This is a genomic window from Vibrio sp. 1457 (assembly GCF_033340195.1).
Taxonomy (GTDB): Bacteria; Pseudomonadota; Gammaproteobacteria; order Enterobacterales; family Vibrionaceae; genus Vibrio; species Vibrio alginolyticus.
Window position 1 is genome coordinate 1 of record NZ_JAWOWA010000014.1, and the last position, 16,994, is coordinate 16,994.

Consider the following 16,994-nt stretch of genomic DNA (forward strand, 5'->3'; position numbering starts at 1 on the left):
CACCTCCGCAGCCATTTATTGGTGTGGTCTACAGAGGATTATGTCTTTTTAGAGGGGAAAATCCCTAGAACCCCAAAGTGGTACCACGTCCAATGAAAGTTTGAGTACTTATCGTTGCGCCCAGGGAAATCAAACTCTACCCACGCTTCAATCCATTTGTCGCCGAGCTCAATATTTCGGTTGTTCCAATCGACTCGCTTGGTGTCGACCCAGGATTTACCATCCGCACCGCCACGGTGGTTAAACACTACATCACCATAAATCTGGATATTGTTTTTATGGGCAGCATTGATGGCGCTTAGGTACTGATCTTTGGTGCCATACTTGGTTCGCACCGATCCTTTTTGATCAAACTCCCCCAAGTCATACATATCGTAAACGCCATAACCGACGTCGTTGCTGCCACCAGCACCTTTATAGGCGGGCGGTAGCCATAACGCGGTGAAGCCGTTGTCCGATAGTGCCGGCGCGTTGTTTTCAACTTGTGTCCAGAGTGCACCGTCATTTGGCACATACCAATGGAAGTACTGCATCATGGTGCCATTTTGTGCCGCCATTACAGGCGAACTGAGCAGCAAAGTTAAGGGTAAAAGTGTAGGTTTAAGGTTGAATGTTTTCATTATTTTTCTCTCACGTTAAGGACTAGAATCCTCCTTTCTGCATATACGCACCAAGCGATGCTAACTATGACGCTAGCTAGGTTGCTGCCTGTAATACAAAAAGTTCGGATTACAATCGAAGAGAAACTATCACCAATCACACTATACAATTATTGAGTTGTCTAACATTTATAAAATCAATGATTAGCGCGTTAAAAATATTGAATGGTGATCAAAACATGGGAGACTTTAGGAAAGCGCGAAGGGTTACGAAAAGGTGGACTAAAAACGAAAAAAGCCAGTCATTTAAGACTGGCTTTCGAAATAGTGGAGGCGCCTCCCGGAGTCGAACCGAGGTCCACGGATTTGCAATCCGCTGCATAGCCACTCTGCCAAGGCGCCTTTCTGATTTTTTATCTCTGTCACCAAAGATTTTGATGGTGCCCCGGGCCGGACTTGAACCGGCACAGCGCGAACGCCGAGGGATTTTAAATCCCTTGTGTCTACCAATTCCACCACCAGGGCAACGCAATCATGCGATGGGTTAGACACCATCTGTCTCAGCGACCTTTGCCGTGAGAACGAGGCGTACTTTAACGGATTAATTTATCTGGTCAACAATAAATTTTATCTTTTTGATTTAAGTGCTTAAAAAGCGATCTACCTAGTATATTTGGCATTCAATTAGACCAATAAGCACCCGTTCCCTTTCATTAGCTATAAAGTCATACGCATACTAGTGCCCGAAACTGCTTCGAGGTAAACACGCGACTATCAGCTATGAACGCTGATCTTTTCACCGCTGTAACATCTGTAACAATTTGATTCCCTACTCTTGGCACGACTGCATACAGAACATCATATTTTGTTACCGATAACTTTATATCGAATGTGGTCGTACCTTTATAAAATCATTGACTTTTTTTATTTTCAAACAAAGCTCAATTCATTATCGAAAATATCAATAAATAATGGTACGTTACACGAGTTGCAGTAATTTAATGGACATATATCACATATAAGGATGTGGTTTACTTTGGCGACACAACATAAGAAAAACAAGGTATATCACTAATGTCTATCAAGAATCTTTCTATAGCGAAAAAGATATCGCTATCGTTTTTACTCATTGCCATCGTCAACATTGCATTTGGCGTGTTTTTATCTACAGAGCTCAAAAGCATCAAATCTGAGCTTTTAAACTATACCGATGATACGCTTCCTGCAATGGAAAGGGTCGATTCGATTCGAGATCATTTGTCTCGCTGGCGCCGAGCTCAATTTGCTGCGTACACTTATGAAGACGCAGACCAAGTCAAAACTAAAATTTCTAACAATATTAGAGAACGCGAAAAGATCACTAGAGAGCTCAACGCTTACGGTGAAACTATCTGGCCTGGCGAAGAGCAGCAAACTTACCAGCGTCTTATGCGTCAATGGAAAAAGTACTTGGTTACTATGGACCAGTACAATGAAGCGATGCTAGCTAACGACAAAAGCAAGGCCCACCCTATTTTGGCGAACTCTTTGTCTGCTTTCGAAGCGGTTGACTCAGAGTTAGGCGAACTAATCCGTCTCCTTAAAGAAGCTATGGACAGCAACAAAACTCACATCCTGTCCTCTGTAAATGGATTGAGTAATTCTTCAATTGCAAGTAACGTGATTATTCTACTGATCATGGTAGGCATGACATACGTGCTGACTCGCCTAATTTGTGGCCCACTTAAACTTGTTGTTGAGCAAGCAAATGCCATCGCGACAGGTGATCTATCAAGTGACATTGACCGTAAAGCAATCGGCAATGACGAGCTTGGTGAACTGGCAGACGCGACCACTAAGATGCAAGATGACTTACGCCAAGTTATCGATAACGTGATTGCTGCAGTTACTCAGTTAAGCAGCGCTGTCGAAGAGATGAACCAAATCTCCGATATTTCTGCGTCTGGTATGAAAGATCAACAGCTGCAAATTACGCACATCGCAACAGCAATGACAGAAATGAAAGCGGCCGTAGCCGATGTTGCTCGTAACACTGAAGACTCAGCGAACCAAGCTAACGAAGCAAACCGACGCACACAACACGGTGTTCGTGAAACCCAAGGTATGGTTGACGCGATTCAAGAAGTTTCAAACGTAATTGGCGCTGCAGGCGATACCGTAGCAGAGCTTGAACAGCAATCGAATAAAATTAACGTGATCGTGGATGTTATCCGCGACATTGCCGATCAAACCAACCTACTTGCACTTAATGCAGCCATTGAAGCGGCGCGTGCTGGTGAGTCTGGTCGTGGCTTTGCCGTCGTTGCAGACGAAGTTCGAACTCTTGCCGGCCGTACGCAAGATTCAACGAGTGAAATCACTTCGATCATTGAGCAGCTACAATCACTTGCAAAAGACGCAAAATCAGCTACTGAACTTTCTAGAACCAGTATCTCAGAATGTGCAGAACAAGGCATTCAATCAAAACAGCTGATGAGCGACATTGAGCATTCGATTTCGGACATCTCAGACATGGGTACCCAAATCGCCACGGCTTGTAACCAGCAAGACTCTGTTGCGGAAGAGCTTAACCGCAGCATTGAAAACATACATTTGGCATCTCAAGAGGTCTCGCAAGGTTCGGAGCAAACCGCACAGGCGTGCCGCGAACTAAGCCAGCTATCTATTTCTCTTAAAGATGTAATGAGCCGCTTTAAACTGAGTTAAACTCAGTGGATACCTTAGTAGATATCAAATCAATCCCGATTTGCTTAAATTGAATGTCATCACTGAGGTATATTTAGGTATATATTAAATCACTATCTTAATAAACGCTCCAAAGCACCACTTGGAGCGTTTTACTTCGTCAGGTACTTTCCCCAAGTACTCAATAACATAACCAATACAAAAAACGCGTACGGAGACTTTATGCGCTTAAATAAAACCTTACTATCACTGACTATCGCTGCTGCAGTCGCGGTTCCTGTAATGCAAGCCACTGCCGCTCCTCTTCAAATTAGCAATACAGCAGCAAAAGCAGAGCAAGTTCAAGGTGCTAACGCTTGGCTAGAAATAAACTTAGGTCAGTTCCGCGATAATATTGAGCAGTTTAAATCGCACATGGATGGCAAAACGAAAATCTGCGCCGTGATGAAAGCCGACGCATACGGCAATGGTATCGCAGGCCTGATGCCGACTATTATCGAGCAACAAATTCCTTGCGTTGCCGTTGCAAGTAACGCCGAAGCACAAACTGTTCGCGACAGTGGCTTTAAAGGCCAACTTATGCGTGTACGCTCAGCGGATATTGGCGAGATTGAAGCCGTAATCGACCTAAACGTCGAAGAGTTGATAGGCACAGCAGAGCAAGCTAAAGCACTGTCTAAACTAGCCGAGAAAGCTGGTAAAGAAATCAAAGTTCACCTTGCTCTGAACGACGGTGGTATGGGACGTAATGGTGTTGATATGACGACAGAAGCGGGCAAGAAAGAAGCGCTAGAAATCGCTCAACAAGCTGGCGTTAATATTGTTGGTATCATGACTCATTTCCCTAACTACAATGCAGACGACGTGCGCCAAAAGTTAGCTTCATTCAAAGACAGTTCTGCATGGCTGATTAAAGAAGCGAATCTAAAACGCGACAACATTTTACTGCACGTAGCAAACTCTTACACCGCGCTTAATGTTCCTGAGGCGCAGCTTGATATGGTTCGTCCTGGTGGCGTTTTATACGGAGACTTACCAACTAACCCTGAGTACCCTTCTATCGTGTCTTTCAAAACACGCGTGGCATCCGTTCACCACCTGCCAAAAAATAGCACAGTCGGTTACGACAGCAGCTACACAACAAGCAAAGAAAGCTTAATGGCGAACATTCCTGTTGGTTACTCTGATGGTTATCCACGAAAAATGGGGAATACGGCAGAAGTTCTGATCAATGGCCAACGTGCAAAAGTTGCGGGCGTTGCTTCAATGAACACCACAATGGTAGATGTGACAGATATCAAAGATGTTGAGCCTGGTTCTGAAGTTGTTTTGTTTGGCTCCCAACAAGGCAAAACGATTTCAGCTACTGAGATGGAAAAACACGCAGAAGTCATCTTCCCTGAACTATACACGGTTTGGGGAAGCGCGAACCCTCGTGTCTACGTAAAATAAACCTACTCAGTTATTCGTAACAGAGCGAAAAAGCGAGCCTCGTGCTCGCTTTCTTTCTTATTTACTAATCTGTACTAGCTCGTGATGTTATCAATTAAACAGAGCTTACTATTTCTGTTGTTTTAATCTCCTTTAGCACTACCAAGTACGACTCTCTACACTCTGTTTCTTAAAGCCGCTTGGATGGCTCATTTTCATATAGCACTTAGTGTTTGAAAGCCCCTCTAATTGATGTTAAACATGAAGTTTACAAAAGAACAACAAACACACTCGTATGGCACTGCCCCTTTGCCTGCTAGCTAGGTATCTCTATGACAGAAAATACTCAACATCTTCAACGCTCCTCCACTGAGTTGCACGAATTTAATCGGCTTGACGTCTGGAACGGCTTCACCCAACTTTTACCCCTCTCTATGTTCGTGGTCATATTTGGCCTCGCTTTCGGTGTTGCTGCCGTACAGACTGGACTAGATGTATTTCCCACTATGTTGATGAGCACACTGGTCTTCGCCGGTGCTTCACAATTTGCCACGTTAGAAATGTGGGGAGCAGAAGTCCCTCTCATTCCAGTACTTATTACTGTATTTGCGATTAATGCTCGTCACCTCTTGATGGGAGCCACACTTTATCCATGGTTACGACAACTCCCACCAACAAAACGTTACGGTGTAATGCTGGTAGCATCAGACGCTAACTGGGCAATGGCACTCAATGCATTTGGTAGAAGAGAACCAGGCTTTGGCTTGCTTGTTGGTGGCGGCTTAGCGATGTGGTCTTTTTGGATTGTGGGCACCTGGATCGGCATTTATTTTGGTAGCGCAATCAAAGATCCGGTGGGCCTAGGGCTCGATATGGTTATGGGATGCTTCCTGCTGTCTATGGTGGTAGCCGGGCCGAAAGACTTAAGAATCTTTGCGATTTGGGCCATAGCAGCAGCCTCTTCTATGTTGGCGTATTGGTATTTGCCAGAGAATAGCCACGTAGTGGTTGGCGCCATTACTGGCGGAGTATTGGGTGCTTGTTGGAAGGAGAAGAAAGCATGAACATCGAAACAACCATAGGTGGCACACTGCTTATCATCATCGCTATGGCGTTAGTCACGCTCATAACCCGCTGGGGCGGAGTGTATGTTATGTCATTCATTCCAATTAGCGAACGGGTTCAACGTTTCATTACTGCGATGTCAGGTTCCGTACTGGTTGCGCTTTTAGCTCCGCTAGCAGTAGAGGGGGATAATGGTGCTAGAGCAGCACTGTTTTCTACTGCCGTTGTCATGTTCATCGTGAAAAAGCCTCTACCCGCAATTGCAGCAGGCATCATCGCCGCCGCTGCAGTACGTGCTCTTTAGTCGCTGTTTCAACGCCGATACCAGTCATCAATAAAAGACCCAAAACACAAAACCCTGATGTCACGAGTGTCATCAGGGTTTATCTTATGCCCATCATTTTAACGATGAACAACGATTATTAATCATGGTGAGACAGCACATTACGCACAGCAGTTACAATTACGCTTATATTTGTCCATTTTCCCAATACCAGGGTTAAAGGTATTGGTTGGGTCTAATTCGTGGTAAAACTTCTGCAACGAGTTTTCGGCTTCATACAAGTGACCCACGTTATGTTCTGCTGGGTATTTGGCACCACGGCTATTGAGGTGCTCTAGCATCATCTTTTTCATCAACTTCGTGTCAGTCCCTTTTTTGAAAATGTAATCTTGATGGAAGACGTAACACATAAAGTGACCATAATAGAGCGCTTGAACAAGGTTCTTACTTACCTCTTCAGGCAAAGTTTCTAGCCACTCTTCATCATTACGTCGCAAAGCAATATCAAGTGCAACGATGTCTTCTACGTCTTTTCGGTGAATCGTCTCGTAACGAATTGCTGCACCTGCTGCTGCAAAGCGATGTAAATAAGCTTTTTTACCCTCTTCCGGCGTACACTCGAAGAAATCACAGTCGTCTTCAACAGCCCAAACTTCTTTGAGGTATTTTTGCGCCTCAGCAATACCACCATCACTCATTTTCAATACCAGGTGATGCTCATACTTGTCACGGAAATCCAGCATTCGTTCTGGTAAATGTTGTGGGAACAACTTGCTCGCGTAGTACAAAATGGTGTCTGGTAGATATTTACTGACAAATGGGATGCGCTCTAAGAAATTTTCTACCTTAGCTTTAAGTGCGAACATTTTTGGCAACTTATCTGTACCTAACAAGTCGATGGATAAGAACACATCCTTGCCGTACTTCTCTGCCATGTTGAAGATATCTCGATGCAAGTATTCTCCCATCTCAGGCAAGTTATCAAACGTAGATAAGAAGTCTTTTCGCAACTTCGTTAGTTTCGCAGGGTCATTGGTGCCAAGGTAAAAAACCTGCTCTTTTTCGGGTACTGGGTAGCTGTCAACCCGAACGGCAAAAACCCCCAACTTACCAGCGCAGCCACTGGCTTCAAATAATCGGCGTTCATCGGCATTAAAGCGAGAAGGAATGTCAGAAGTCACGTCTCGAACACGTTCATCGTATTCTTTGTCTGATGCCATTCGCTCATCATGAATGATCTTCGCTGGGTCAAAGTTCCCTTCTTGCAGGTTTGTTAGAATTTCTTCTGGCGTTTCACCTAATCCTTCAATACCAAGGTGGTTCACCAAATGTAACTGGCCTTGCTTATCCACCTGCGCATAGATCGCCAGTTCCGTATAAGCAGGACCACGCTTAACTAGCGCACCGCCTGAGTTATTGGCGATACCACCGACCACAGTGGCACCTAGCGATGAAGAGCCGATGATAGAATGCGGTGCTCGGTTCACTGCCTTCAACTCTTTCTCCAAAGAGTGTAAGCTCGCACCAGGCAAGCAAACCGCCTGCTTACCGCCATCTAATAAGTGAATCTTCTTGATTTTGGTAATATTGATCACAACCACATCGCGATCATAATCATTACCACTCGGAGCCGAGCCCTCTGTTAAACCTGTTTTAGCCGCCTGCATGATAATGATGCAGTTTGCTTCAACACACTGTTTAATAATCTTCCATTGTTCTAGAAGAGTGTTAGGAAACACGATAGCAAGCGCATTACCACTACCCGAACGAAACCCCGAGCGGTAATATTTCGTTTTAACCTCGTCGGTTAGAACATTTTCTTCCCCCACGATGGTTTTAAATTCTTCAATCAGCTGCTTTTGTTTCATATCCGTATCTCTAGTTATTGTACTTCGCTCACAACACCGCTTAGCGGCAGGCATGGCGTTTGAGCCACTATAAGCAGTCCATTTCTCTGCGTCTATGTCAGGCGGACGAACAATACGTAATCAATAAACAACAAACAAAATAATTCTTTATTTTTCTGTTACTTATCTTTCACATTTGAGAAATTTAACGTAAGAAACAGACCGTTTCTTAAAAGAAACAATAGCAAAACCATTTGTTAACAGTTGTGCGGGGTATCTTGTTATCAATATTAGTGAAGAAAACGAGGAGAAGCGTAAGCTCCTAAATTTAAGAGGACTCTTAGAAATGAAGATGGAAACATAAGCTCAACACCAACATAACGATCGGTGTTGAGTTATTGGCTTAAAATCGATGGTTTTGACTTTGAAAGCTTGTGTATAGATGATCGATAAAGATCTTAATTTTTTCTGGTTGCTGACGAGTGTAAGGGTACACCGCATAAATACCCAAACATTTGGCTGTTTCGTCTTTAAATAACTGAATCAGACTGCCTTGCTTTAAGTCTTCATAAACCAATACACGCGGCACATAGATGATTCCCTGCCCTAACAGCGCCACATTTCTCAATACAGAAGAATTGTTAGTACAGAGGTTACCGTCGACGGTGATTTGATATACCTCGTCTCCATCTTTAAACGCCCACTCATGCGCTCCGGTTTCTTGGTAGGAATAGACTAAACAATTGTGTTTAGCCAAGGCTTGAGGTTGTTTAGGTATGCCATGTTTAGCTAGGTATTGGGGTGACGCGCAAATGATCCAATTTGCATCCACCAGCTTTCTTGCAATCAGACTAGAATCTGGCAACACACCCGTTCTAATTGCCAAATCAAAACGTTCATTCACGATATCGACGAAACGATTATCTAGATCCATATCGATATTGATGTCTGGGTATTTCTGATTAAATTCATTAATCACTTGAGGAAGAATTAATTCACCAGAGATAGTAGGCACCGAAATTTTAATGTTTCCAGATAAGTTTTTACCTAAACCCACAATGGATTCTTCCGCCGTTGCCACCGCTTGATAAACCGCTTTTGCATGAGTAAAAAACGCTCGTCCTGCTTCAGTCAACGTTAGCGTTCGCGTTGTTCGGTAGAGAAGCTGTACACCAAGCTCTTGTTCAAGCTTGGCAATCCGTTTACTGACGACCGATTTGGTCAGTGACATATGTCTCGCGGCAGCACTGAATGAACCTTGCTCGATCAAGTGATAAAAAATGATGTAATCGTCGGTATTTCTCATGCGTCTTCGTCAAATCCTTTGGAAGCCCGTATTGTAAACTGAAATTGGCTGAGGTGCGAAACATCGGGTCACACTTAATATCAGAAACTCGTGACAGAGATGGGGTTGCTAAGCTCACAGGTAATGAAAAAGAGATGGTGTGAATTTATCAGTCTTCAGATACAAAAAAACCAGCTTTCGCTGGTTTTAAGTTGATGCACTTGGCATCGAGATACCGCCATGGCCATATCTGAATAATTTGGAGCGACACACGAGGTTCGAACTCGTGACCTCAACCTTGGCAAGGTTGCGCTCTACCAACTGAGCTAGTGTCGCATTTATTCTCGAAAGCCATTCGCTCTCAAAAGAATAATGGAGGCGCCTCCCGGAGTCGAACCGAGGTACACGGATTTGCAATCCGCTGCATAGCCACTCTGCCAAGGCGCCTTTTATTACGCTTCAGGGCTCTACCCCGTTGCGTTGGTGGCTACTTTACGTATTGAGAGAAGATAGTCAAACAAAAATATTTCATTTTCTGTTCGTTTGATTTCTTTTAAGTCAATTCGACCAAAGTTCGATCTTATTGGCTTAAAACGAAGCAATATAAATCTAGCTTTCAGTTCGTTTTGTCCCATGAAACATTAAGGCGTTTAATAGTTGCTGACCCTTTTTAGCAATCTTCCCACAACATTAGGGTGATAAGACCAAGTGTGATCAAACATCGACATTAATGCAGGATTTCCGTATTTCGATAAGCTAATCGCGTGAAAACGGTTTTTCTTCGCTTTGAGCACATCCACTTTGGCCAGTAACTCGTCTTGTTGTTTTGGCGCGATAAAGTCGGAAATGACTACCATGTCTGCGTTTTTATATTTATCACCGCTCATCAAGTCGATAGATTTAATCAAAGTTGGCTCTAAGTCTGTACCACCATGGAAGCTATAAGTTAGAAAGTCCGCCGCCTCGCGCAGACCATCTTGTTTGGTTAGTTCGTAGGTAATGTGTTCCGTAGAAAAAATAATGACATAGCAATCACGTTGCTCCGCTAGTGCGATTTGCATCAGAGCATAAGCCATGGCTTTGGCGCATTGCTCAGGAAAGCCACTCATGGAACCGGACGCGTCCACACAAACAATGAAGGGGCCTTTTTCGATATCTACCGCTTTATGGTCAGGTCGGTGAGCTTTAACTTTACGTAACGTGCGCGATTTGCCTTGTGTACGATAGTTCATGAGCCGTTTATCGACTAAGTGTTTATAGAACACAACTTCAAGTTCAGGATACGCCAAAAACATCGTTTCGTTGGGAAGTAGCTTATTTAGATCATCGCTTTCGTGAATACCAACAATATCATCCGTCGCCTCATCACTTTTCTCTTCGACCAATTGAAGTTCTTCAGTGGGCGCACGATTTAGTTCAGGATCATTTACTTGCCCCGCCATACGACCGAGTTGCTCCGCAATTTCTTGCAAGCCTTGGTGCTTCTTCAGAAACTCAGCATGGCGTTTCATCACCGTTAAGTCTGTTTTACTCAACTTGGCAGATGCCATATCCCACAGGCGCCCTACACTTTCAGCGTCACCCGACTCCGTGACTTTATCCATATTACGCATGGTTTCCATACGTTGATACAGGTCATTCAGCACCTTTTCTTTATTGGCTTCAAGCTCGCTTACTTGCGCTTGTTTTATAGCATCGGTGAGGCTTTTGTACCATTGATCACAAAAGTAATGAGGGAACATAGGGTTATTCATCCCTTTGTTCTTTTCCATCATTCGGCGAGCTTGCATGTAAAACGCAGAGTGCCATTCCAGCTTTTTAATCACATCTTCGATGTTTTCAAAAAACGCCTCTTCATCCCAATGAATAACCTCTTGATATAAAGACAGCTCTTGTTGGAAACGCTCTGTCTCACATACCTTGGTGATCCGTTTTTTGACGCTGCCTCGCCACTTTAACAAGTGACCTTTGACCGAAGATTTAACACCTCGGTTTTCTGCCATCATCATGACTTGTGAACGAGCCATCAAATCATTAACTGCGCTATCGATGATGCCGGAGTCGGCCACCATCAGCGCGAGGTTAAGTCCGTCTGCACCTAGCATGTCGTCTCCTTATGAGAAAAACTGATTTAAGTTTTTAAAGCGTTGGATAACTTTTTCACTTTCTGCTTGGATTGATTCAAGTCTCTGACTGACCTGTTGCAGACTCGACTCCATTAGGCGGGGTAGTTCAGGATCAACAAAGCTATGCGGAAGCGCATCATGAAAGTTCGCTTTCACCTTGCGCATATGGTGTTCTGCCTCACTAAGCTGATTTACGGCTTTTTCGCTCTGCGTTAACCACTTTTGGTAAAGCTCTACATCCAAGCCCTCTTGAGTCACTAGGCTAACCAAAATGCCTCGGTTCGCGATATCACGGATAACTAGATTATTCGCCGCGTCAACGTCAAATCGTAAACGGCACATGTTGGTGTTTTGATTGACGTAACCATACACATCACCGCTTCCCTCTTTAATGACTCGATCTAACTCATCTTTGGGTACATAAACCCAGCGGCTATCACCTTTTTCTGATTCTGAAACCGACATGTTGCTTTGCAAGACAACCAATTTAACTAAGTTAACGGCTGCGCCAACTTTGTACATCTTGGCTTTAGAGGTATCAAAGCGCATGGTTTCTTTACGCAAAATACCCGTTGCCGCTTCAGACGTTAACGTCATGCGGTAGGCATCTTCAAGTTCATGTTGAACATCAACCAAAGACTCTCGGCAGTACTCAATTTCCTGCTCCGCGTCTTGTTGATCAAATGCATGTTTTAACGCGAACTCTTGAACCACTTCACGTACCACATCTCGCGATTCAGGACTGTTCCATAAACAATCTTGCAACAGTAGAAGGTCAAGCGGATTGATTTCATCGCGACCATTAAAAAACGCGCTCGCTTTTAACAACTTCACGGCTTTCTTCCAGCGGCGGTCAGAGACATACATATCGGTATTGGCCACATCACCAAACTGAGCTTCAACTTTGCTTTCTAACATCGTTTTAAGCTGGAAAAGCTTTTCGAATGCATTGTCGGTTAACGTCAATTTGTCGAGCTGTTGTTGCCATTGATGATATTCTTCATCAGTTATCGCTAGGCCTTCTGGTACTTGTGCCTCTTGCGATGTGCCCACAGTCAACATCGACTTAAAGTTTTGTTTATTCTGAATTCGATTCACAAACACACGCACCAACATGCGGTCGTAGAGCGCATCCAATCCACTATCTTCATCGGGTAATTCATTGGAAGCCGATACCAACAAGCGCATTGGCACACGCTCGATATCGCTGCCATTTTTGAATGTTTTCTCATTAACCACTGTCAGCAATGTATTAAGAATTGCAGGGCCCGCCTTCCAAATTTCATCCAAAAATACTACTTGTGCAGTTGGCAAATACCCTTTAGTTAAGCGAACATAACGGCCGTTGTCTTTTAGCTCTTGGATACTCAGTGGCCCAAACACCTCTTCAGGGGTTGAGAAGCGCGTCATCAGGTATTCGAAGTAACTGCTGTTATCGAACGCTTGGATGAGTCGTTTGGCAATTAAGCTTTTTGCAATACCAGGCGGACCTAAAAGAAAAACACTTTCACCAGCAAGTGCAGCAAGAAGGCAGAGCTTGATCGTGTGTTCACGCTCATAAACGCCATCCGTTAACGCTTTCGCCAATTTATTGATGCGTTCTGAGAGAAGCGCTTTTTCGGCATTTGAGGCAAATAAGGTTTGTGTCATACGTTCTCCGGCTGCTGAAGTGGTATTGCGTTAACATTTTTATACACTTGTTATAACTTTGTTACAAATGTATTTTGTCGAATTCCCCTTATAGCAGATGCTTTTCCCCTTCTTGACGAAGCAATCAAAGTTTCCATTTATGAGACATTGCTCACTTAAAGTGCAAACGCTTTCGTCGTGTTGCAGTATTTTTTGCTTTTGTTTCCCACCATTTGTGGTTAATGTCGAAAAACGTCAAAAATGCGGTAACAGCTAGGGTTCATAACTGCATGAGCAAAATAATTCATAAATGGAAGCAAATTTCTCTGATTGAAGAAGACGTTATGCTTCCTACAGGACAGGCAATTACGCACACCACAATCCATCATCCGGGTGCTGCGGTGATTCTCCCTATTACAGCGGAGGGTCACATTGTCCTTGTCCACCAATTTCGGCCTTCACTTAATAAATGGCTATTGGAACTGCCTGCTGGTACCAGAGAAGGCAACGAAGAGCCACTCTGCTGCGCCAAAAGAGAGTTAGAGGAAGAAACTGGGTTTAGTGCAGAGAAATTCACGTCTCTCGGCCAAGTCACCCCTCTTGCCGGATTTTGTGATGAGATACAGTATCTATTTGTTGCCGAAAAGCTCAACAAAACAAACCGTTACGAGTGCGACGAAGACGAAGTGATTGAGGTCGTCACCTTGTCAATCAAGCAACTCGAAGAAAAGATTGTCGATGGCACGATCACCGATGCCAAAACGATCGCTTGCTTAAGCAAAGCGCGCCTTTGCGGATATATTTAGGACTTTGACCAAGGAGACATTCATGGATTTTCGATCAGATACCGTTACACAGCCCACCCAAGCCATGCGAGAAGCCATGTTTAAGGCCCCCGTTGGGGATGATGTTTATGGTGATGACCCTACGGTCAATGAGCTTGAAAAATTTGCTGCGCAGCTTGCTGGTTTCGAAGCAGCTTTGTTTACCACTTCAGGCACTCAAGCCAATCTGCTCGGTTTAATGGCGCATTGCGAGCGGGGAGATGAATATCTATGTGGGCAACAAGCACATAACTACAAATACGAAGCTGGTGGCGCGGCGGTTTTGGGATCAATTCAACCTCAACCAGTCGAAAATAACCCAGATGGCACGCTACCATTTGATAAACTGGCTGCTGCGATTAAACCAGATGATTGTCACTTTGCTCGCACTAAGCTTCTCAGCTTAGAAAACACAATTAATGGTAAAGTACTACCTCTGTCTTACTTAGCAGAAGCACGTGACTTCGTGAATAAACATAACTTGCAGATGCATCTAGATGGCGCTCGCGTTTTTAACGCAGCCGTTGCACTTGATGTTCCGGTAAAAGAGATCGGTCAGTACTTTGATTCAATGACGATCTGTCTGTCGAAAGGTCTGGCTGCCCCTGTTGGCTCGCTACTGCTTGGTAGCAAAGACTACATCGCAAAAGCACGTCGCTTAAGAAAGATGGTCGGCGGTGGTATGCGTCAAGCGGGTATTCTTGCCGCAGCAGGCAAACTTGCCCTTACCGAACAAGTGGAACAGCTAAAACAAGATCACATCAACGCAAAAACCTTAGCGGAAGGTTTAGCAGAACTGCCTGGTTTTTCAGTCAACCCTGAATTTGTTCAAACGAACATCGTGTTCGCGAAGCTTGATCCTCAAGTGGACATAGTAAGTATCGCTGCGAAACTAAAGGAACAAAACATCACGATAACCCCTGGAAATCCAATTCGTTTTGTAACTCATAAAGATATTTCAGCGAAAGACATCGACACTTTCTTATCAAGTATAAAATCTCTACTTTAATTTGATTTTGATCATTGAGCTTCCCCTAAGGGGAAGCTTTATTGTATCGGCATGATTTTTAGCGAATAGATAACCTCCATGCTCAGATTTGTACTTTTAATCTCTTTTATTTTCTCTTCCGCTATCTATGCCGAACCGTTTGGTGATGCTGATAAAGGTAAAATCAAATCACCTAGCTGTGTCTATTGCCACGGTGTTACAGGCATCGCAACGAACAACACCTATCCAAGCCTTGCTGGTCAAAATGCTCAGTACCTTTACAATGCAATGAAATCTTACCAAGCCGGTGAGCGTAAAGGGCCACTTGCAGAAATGATGGCAGCACAGTTAAAAATGTTAAATGATGGAGACCTTCGTGATGTCGCTGCTTTTTATGCAGAACAGACAGAAATCAAGTAATTAGATCACCTGTAGATGACTATGAAAGCTCGTGAATCATCCAAACTCAACGCATATTGAAACATTAACCCAACATTTGACCACAAAACAATCAAATTAACTTCACTTCAAATATTTGATGAATTTATAGTTCAACATAAGCATTAATATTGACTTTTTATTCTATTTTATCGATATTTCATGCTTTATTGAATTTGACGTGAAGTAAGTTATGTCTCACACACATGCGCAACCAGCAGACTCGGTTGCTACCCCTAAGTCGTGGCAGATGCCAGATACCCTCATTTTGATCTTCATTGTTGGTATTCTTGCTGCGATTCTTACCTACTTAATTCCTGCTGGTCATTTTGATAGCCAACAGGTGACCTACATGGTCGACGGTGCAGAAAAAACTCGCACAGTTATCGATCCTTCTTCTTTCTCTTATGCAACCGACGAAAACGGTGAATTGGTTTACAACAAGGTTGGTCTGTTTGCTTCTGGTGGTGGCATTGGCCTGATGAACTTCCCTTTCGAAGGGCTAGTTTCTGGCTCTAAATGGGGCAGCGCGATCGGCGTGATTATGTTCATGTTGGTTATCGGCGGTGCTTTCGGCGTTGTAATGCGCACAGGCACAATCGATAACGGTATCCTGCGCCTTATCGATAAGACCAAAGGTAACGAAGCGCTATTCATTCCAGTGCTATTTTTGCTGTTTTCGCTAGGCGGTGCGGTATTTGGTATGGGTGAAGAAGCCGTAGCATTTGCGATTATTATCGCGCCGCTTATGGTTCGCCTTGGTTATGATGGTATCACTACGGTAATGGTTACCTATGTTGCGACTCAAATTGGCTTCGCTACTTCTTGGATGAACCCTTTTTCCGTAGCTATTGCGCAAGGCATTGCGGGTGTACCTGTTTTATCCGGCATGACAGTACGCATGGGGTTATGGGCTGGCTTTACGTTAATCGGTATCGCTTTCACAATGATCTACGCCGCTCGTGTGAAGTCAAATCCTAAACTTTCTTACAGCCATCGCACAGACCAGTATTTCCGTCAGCAAGAGCTTGGCAATCAAGATTCTCGTTGGAACCTAGGTGACACACTCGTTATCCTTACGGTTATTGCGACCACGGTGTGGGTCGTTTGGGGCGTAGTCGCTAACGCATGGTACATCCCAGAAATCGCGTCTCAATTTTTCACTATGGGCTTTGTTGTCGCGATCATCGGTACGATTTTTCGCCTGAACGGTATGACACTAAACTGCGCAGCTGATGCATTTAAAGAAGGTGCAGCTATTATGCTTGCACCTGCCCTATTAGTGGGTTGTGCAAAAGGTGTATTGTTGATCCTTGGTGGTGGTACAACTGATGAAGCGAGTGTACTGAATTCAATTCTAAACAGTGCTGGCGGCGTGATTAGCGGGCTTCCTGACGTGGCTGCGGCATGGTTAATGTATGTATTCCAATCTATCTTCAACTTCTTCGTCACTTCGGGCTCTGGACAAGCGGCACTAACGATGCCTCTACTGGCCCCTCTGGCAGACATTGCAGGAGTTACGCGCCAAGTGGCAGTTTTGTCATTCCAACTTGGCGATGGCTTTACTAACGTTATCGTCCCTACTTCGGCATCTCTCATGGCAACGCTTGGTGTCTGCCGTATCGACTGGGGTGACTGGGCAAAATTCTGCTGGCGATTTATTCTATTACTCTTTACCCTATCAAGTATCGTCGTTATCGCAGCTCATATTATGGGTTTTGCGTAAAACGAAACCAATTGGTAATTAAGGCGAGACATGTTCTCGCCTTATTAATATTCATGGTATGACGACGC

At 44.2% G+C, this 16,994-nt stretch carries 12 protein-coding genes, 4 tRNA genes and 1 pseudogene; 8 read left to right on the top strand and 9 right to left on the bottom strand.

Going from position 1 to position 16,994, the window contains the following annotated elements; translation table 11 throughout:
* Positions 1-74: 74 nt before the first annotated feature.
* The 3 genes and pseudogenes from R7Z41_RS15345 to R7Z41_RS15355 all read right to left on the bottom strand — a co-directional run.
* A pseudogene (locus R7Z41_RS15345) lies at positions 75-620 on the bottom strand (alpha-amylase family glycosyl hydrolase); the annotation flags it as partial.
* A gap of 307 nt (positions 621-927) precedes the next feature.
* A tRNA-Cys gene (locus R7Z41_RS15350) sits at positions 928-1,001 on the bottom strand.
* 36 nt (positions 1,002-1,037) lie between these two features.
* Positions 1,038-1,124, bottom strand: a tRNA-Leu gene (locus R7Z41_RS15355).
* 549 nt (positions 1,125-1,673) lie between these two features.
* Between R7Z41_RS15355 and R7Z41_RS15360 the strand changes: the two genes are divergently transcribed.
* From R7Z41_RS15360 to R7Z41_RS15375, 4 genes are all read left to right on the top strand, one after another.
* On the top strand, positions 1,674-3,305 hold the full coding sequence (locus R7Z41_RS15360; protein WP_005375988.1) for a methyl-accepting chemotaxis protein: 1,632 nt from the start codon (positions 1,674-1,676) through the stop codon (positions 3,303-3,305).
* A gap of 201 nt (positions 3,306-3,506) precedes the next feature.
* Positions 3,507-4,736, top strand: coding sequence for an alanine racemase (gene alr / locus R7Z41_RS15365; protein ID WP_206969306.1), 1,230 nt, complete (start codon positions 3,507-3,509; stop codon positions 4,734-4,736).
* A gap of 311 nt (positions 4,737-5,047) precedes the next feature.
* On the top strand, positions 5,048-5,779 hold the full coding sequence (locus R7Z41_RS15370) for an AzlC family ABC transporter permease (protein ID WP_213897011.1): 732 nt from the start codon (positions 5,048-5,050) through the stop codon (positions 5,777-5,779).
* A complete protein-coding gene (locus R7Z41_RS15375) occupies positions 5,776-6,084 on the top strand; it encodes an AzlD family protein (protein ID WP_005375985.1) in 309 nt (102 codons plus the stop codon). The genes R7Z41_RS15370 and R7Z41_RS15375 overlap by 4 nt, the downstream gene beginning before the upstream one ends.
* Before the next feature lie 140 nt (positions 6,085-6,224).
* Here the strand turns inward: R7Z41_RS15375 and dld are convergent, their stop codons facing one another.
* From dld to R7Z41_RS15405, 6 genes are all read right to left on the bottom strand, one after another.
* Positions 6,225-7,931: a D-lactate dehydrogenase gene (dld, locus tag R7Z41_RS15380; protein ID WP_206969303.1), complete on the bottom strand. Its 1,707-nt coding sequence runs from the start codon at positions 7,929-7,931 to the stop codon at positions 6,225-6,227.
* 382 nt (positions 7,932-8,313) lie between these two features.
* Positions 8,314-9,216, bottom strand: a complete 903-nt coding sequence (locus tag R7Z41_RS15385) for a LysR family transcriptional regulator (RefSeq protein ID WP_017633645.1) — start codon at positions 9,214-9,216, stop codon at positions 8,314-8,316.
* 239 nt (positions 9,217-9,455) lie between these two features.
* Positions 9,456-9,531: transfer RNA gene (locus tag R7Z41_RS15390), tRNA-Gly, on the bottom strand.
* 37 nt (positions 9,532-9,568) lie between these two features.
* A tRNA-Cys gene (locus tag R7Z41_RS15395) sits at positions 9,569-9,642 on the bottom strand.
* 203 nt (positions 9,643-9,845) lie between these two features.
* Entirely contained in the window at positions 9,846-11,300 is a 1,455-nt protein-coding gene (viaA, locus tag R7Z41_RS15400) for an ATPase RavA stimulator ViaA (protein ID WP_225477813.1), read from the bottom strand.
* A gap of 9 nt (positions 11,301-11,309) precedes the next feature.
* Complete coding sequence (locus R7Z41_RS15405) at positions 11,310-12,971, bottom strand: ATPase RavA domain-containing protein (RefSeq protein ID WP_054576741.1); 1,662 nt, start codon at positions 12,969-12,971, stop codon at positions 11,310-11,312.
* Positions 12,972-13,240: 269 nt separating this feature from the next.
* Between R7Z41_RS15405 and R7Z41_RS15410 the strand changes: the two genes are divergently transcribed.
* From R7Z41_RS15410 to yfcC, 4 genes are all read left to right on the top strand, one after another.
* A complete protein-coding gene (locus R7Z41_RS15410) occupies positions 13,241-13,756 on the top strand; it encodes an NUDIX hydrolase (RefSeq protein ID WP_054579018.1) in 516 nt (171 codons plus the stop codon).
* Positions 13,757-13,778: 22 nt separating this feature from the next.
* Positions 13,779-14,783 carry a low-specificity L-threonine aldolase gene (gene ltaE / locus R7Z41_RS15415; RefSeq protein ID WP_005375978.1) on the top strand — a complete coding sequence of 335 codons (1,005 nt, stop codon included), beginning with the start codon at positions 13,779-13,781 and terminating at the stop codon, positions 14,781-14,783.
* Between the two features lie 78 nt (positions 14,784-14,861).
* A complete protein-coding gene (locus R7Z41_RS15420) occupies positions 14,862-15,182 on the top strand; it encodes a c-type cytochrome (protein ID WP_054701389.1) in 321 nt (106 codons plus the stop codon).
* Positions 15,183-15,393: 211 nt separating this feature from the next.
* On the top strand, positions 15,394-16,926 hold the full coding sequence (gene yfcC, locus R7Z41_RS15425; protein WP_005387492.1) for a putative basic amino acid antiporter YfcC: 1,533 nt from the start codon (positions 15,394-15,396) through the stop codon (positions 16,924-16,926).
* Positions 16,927-16,994 lie beyond the last annotated feature (68 nt).

Excerpts from the sequence above, each read along its gene's own strand:
- R7Z41_RS15420 (WP_054701389.1), top strand. The coding sequence starts at position 14,862 with ATGCTCAGATTTGTACTTTTAATCTCTTTTATTTTCTCTTCCGCTATC.
- yfcC (WP_005387492.1), top strand. The coding sequence starts at position 15,394 with ATGTCTCACACACATGCGCAACCAGCAGACTCGGTTGCTACCCCTAAG.
- viaA (WP_225477813.1), bottom strand. The coding sequence starts at position 11,300 with ATGCTAGGTGCAGACGGACTTAACCTCGCGCTGATGGTGGCCGACTCC.
- R7Z41_RS15360 (WP_005375988.1), top strand. The coding sequence starts at position 1,674 with ATGTCTATCAAGAATCTTTCTATAGCGAAAAAGATATCGCTATCGTTT.
- ltaE (WP_005375978.1), top strand. The coding sequence starts at position 13,779 with ATGGATTTTCGATCAGATACCGTTACACAGCCCACCCAAGCCATGCGA.
- dld (WP_206969303.1), bottom strand. The coding sequence starts at position 7,931 with ATGAAACAAAAGCAGCTGATTGAAGAATTTAAAACCATCGTGGGGGAA.
- R7Z41_RS15405 (WP_054576741.1), bottom strand. The coding sequence starts at position 12,971 with ATGACACAAACCTTATTTGCCTCAAATGCCGAAAAAGCGCTTCTCTCA.
- R7Z41_RS15375 (WP_005375985.1), top strand. The coding sequence starts at position 5,776 with ATGAACATCGAAACAACCATAGGTGGCACACTGCTTATCATCATCGCT.
- R7Z41_RS15370 (WP_213897011.1), top strand. The coding sequence starts at position 5,048 with ATGACAGAAAATACTCAACATCTTCAACGCTCCTCCACTGAGTTGCAC.
- alr (WP_206969306.1), top strand. The coding sequence starts at position 3,507 with ATGCGCTTAAATAAAACCTTACTATCACTGACTATCGCTGCTGCAGTC.
- R7Z41_RS15385 (WP_017633645.1), bottom strand. The coding sequence starts at position 9,216 with ATGAGAAATACCGACGATTACATCATTTTTTATCACTTGATCGAGCAA.
- R7Z41_RS15410 (WP_054579018.1), top strand. The coding sequence starts at position 13,241 with ATGAGCAAAATAATTCATAAATGGAAGCAAATTTCTCTGATTGAAGAA.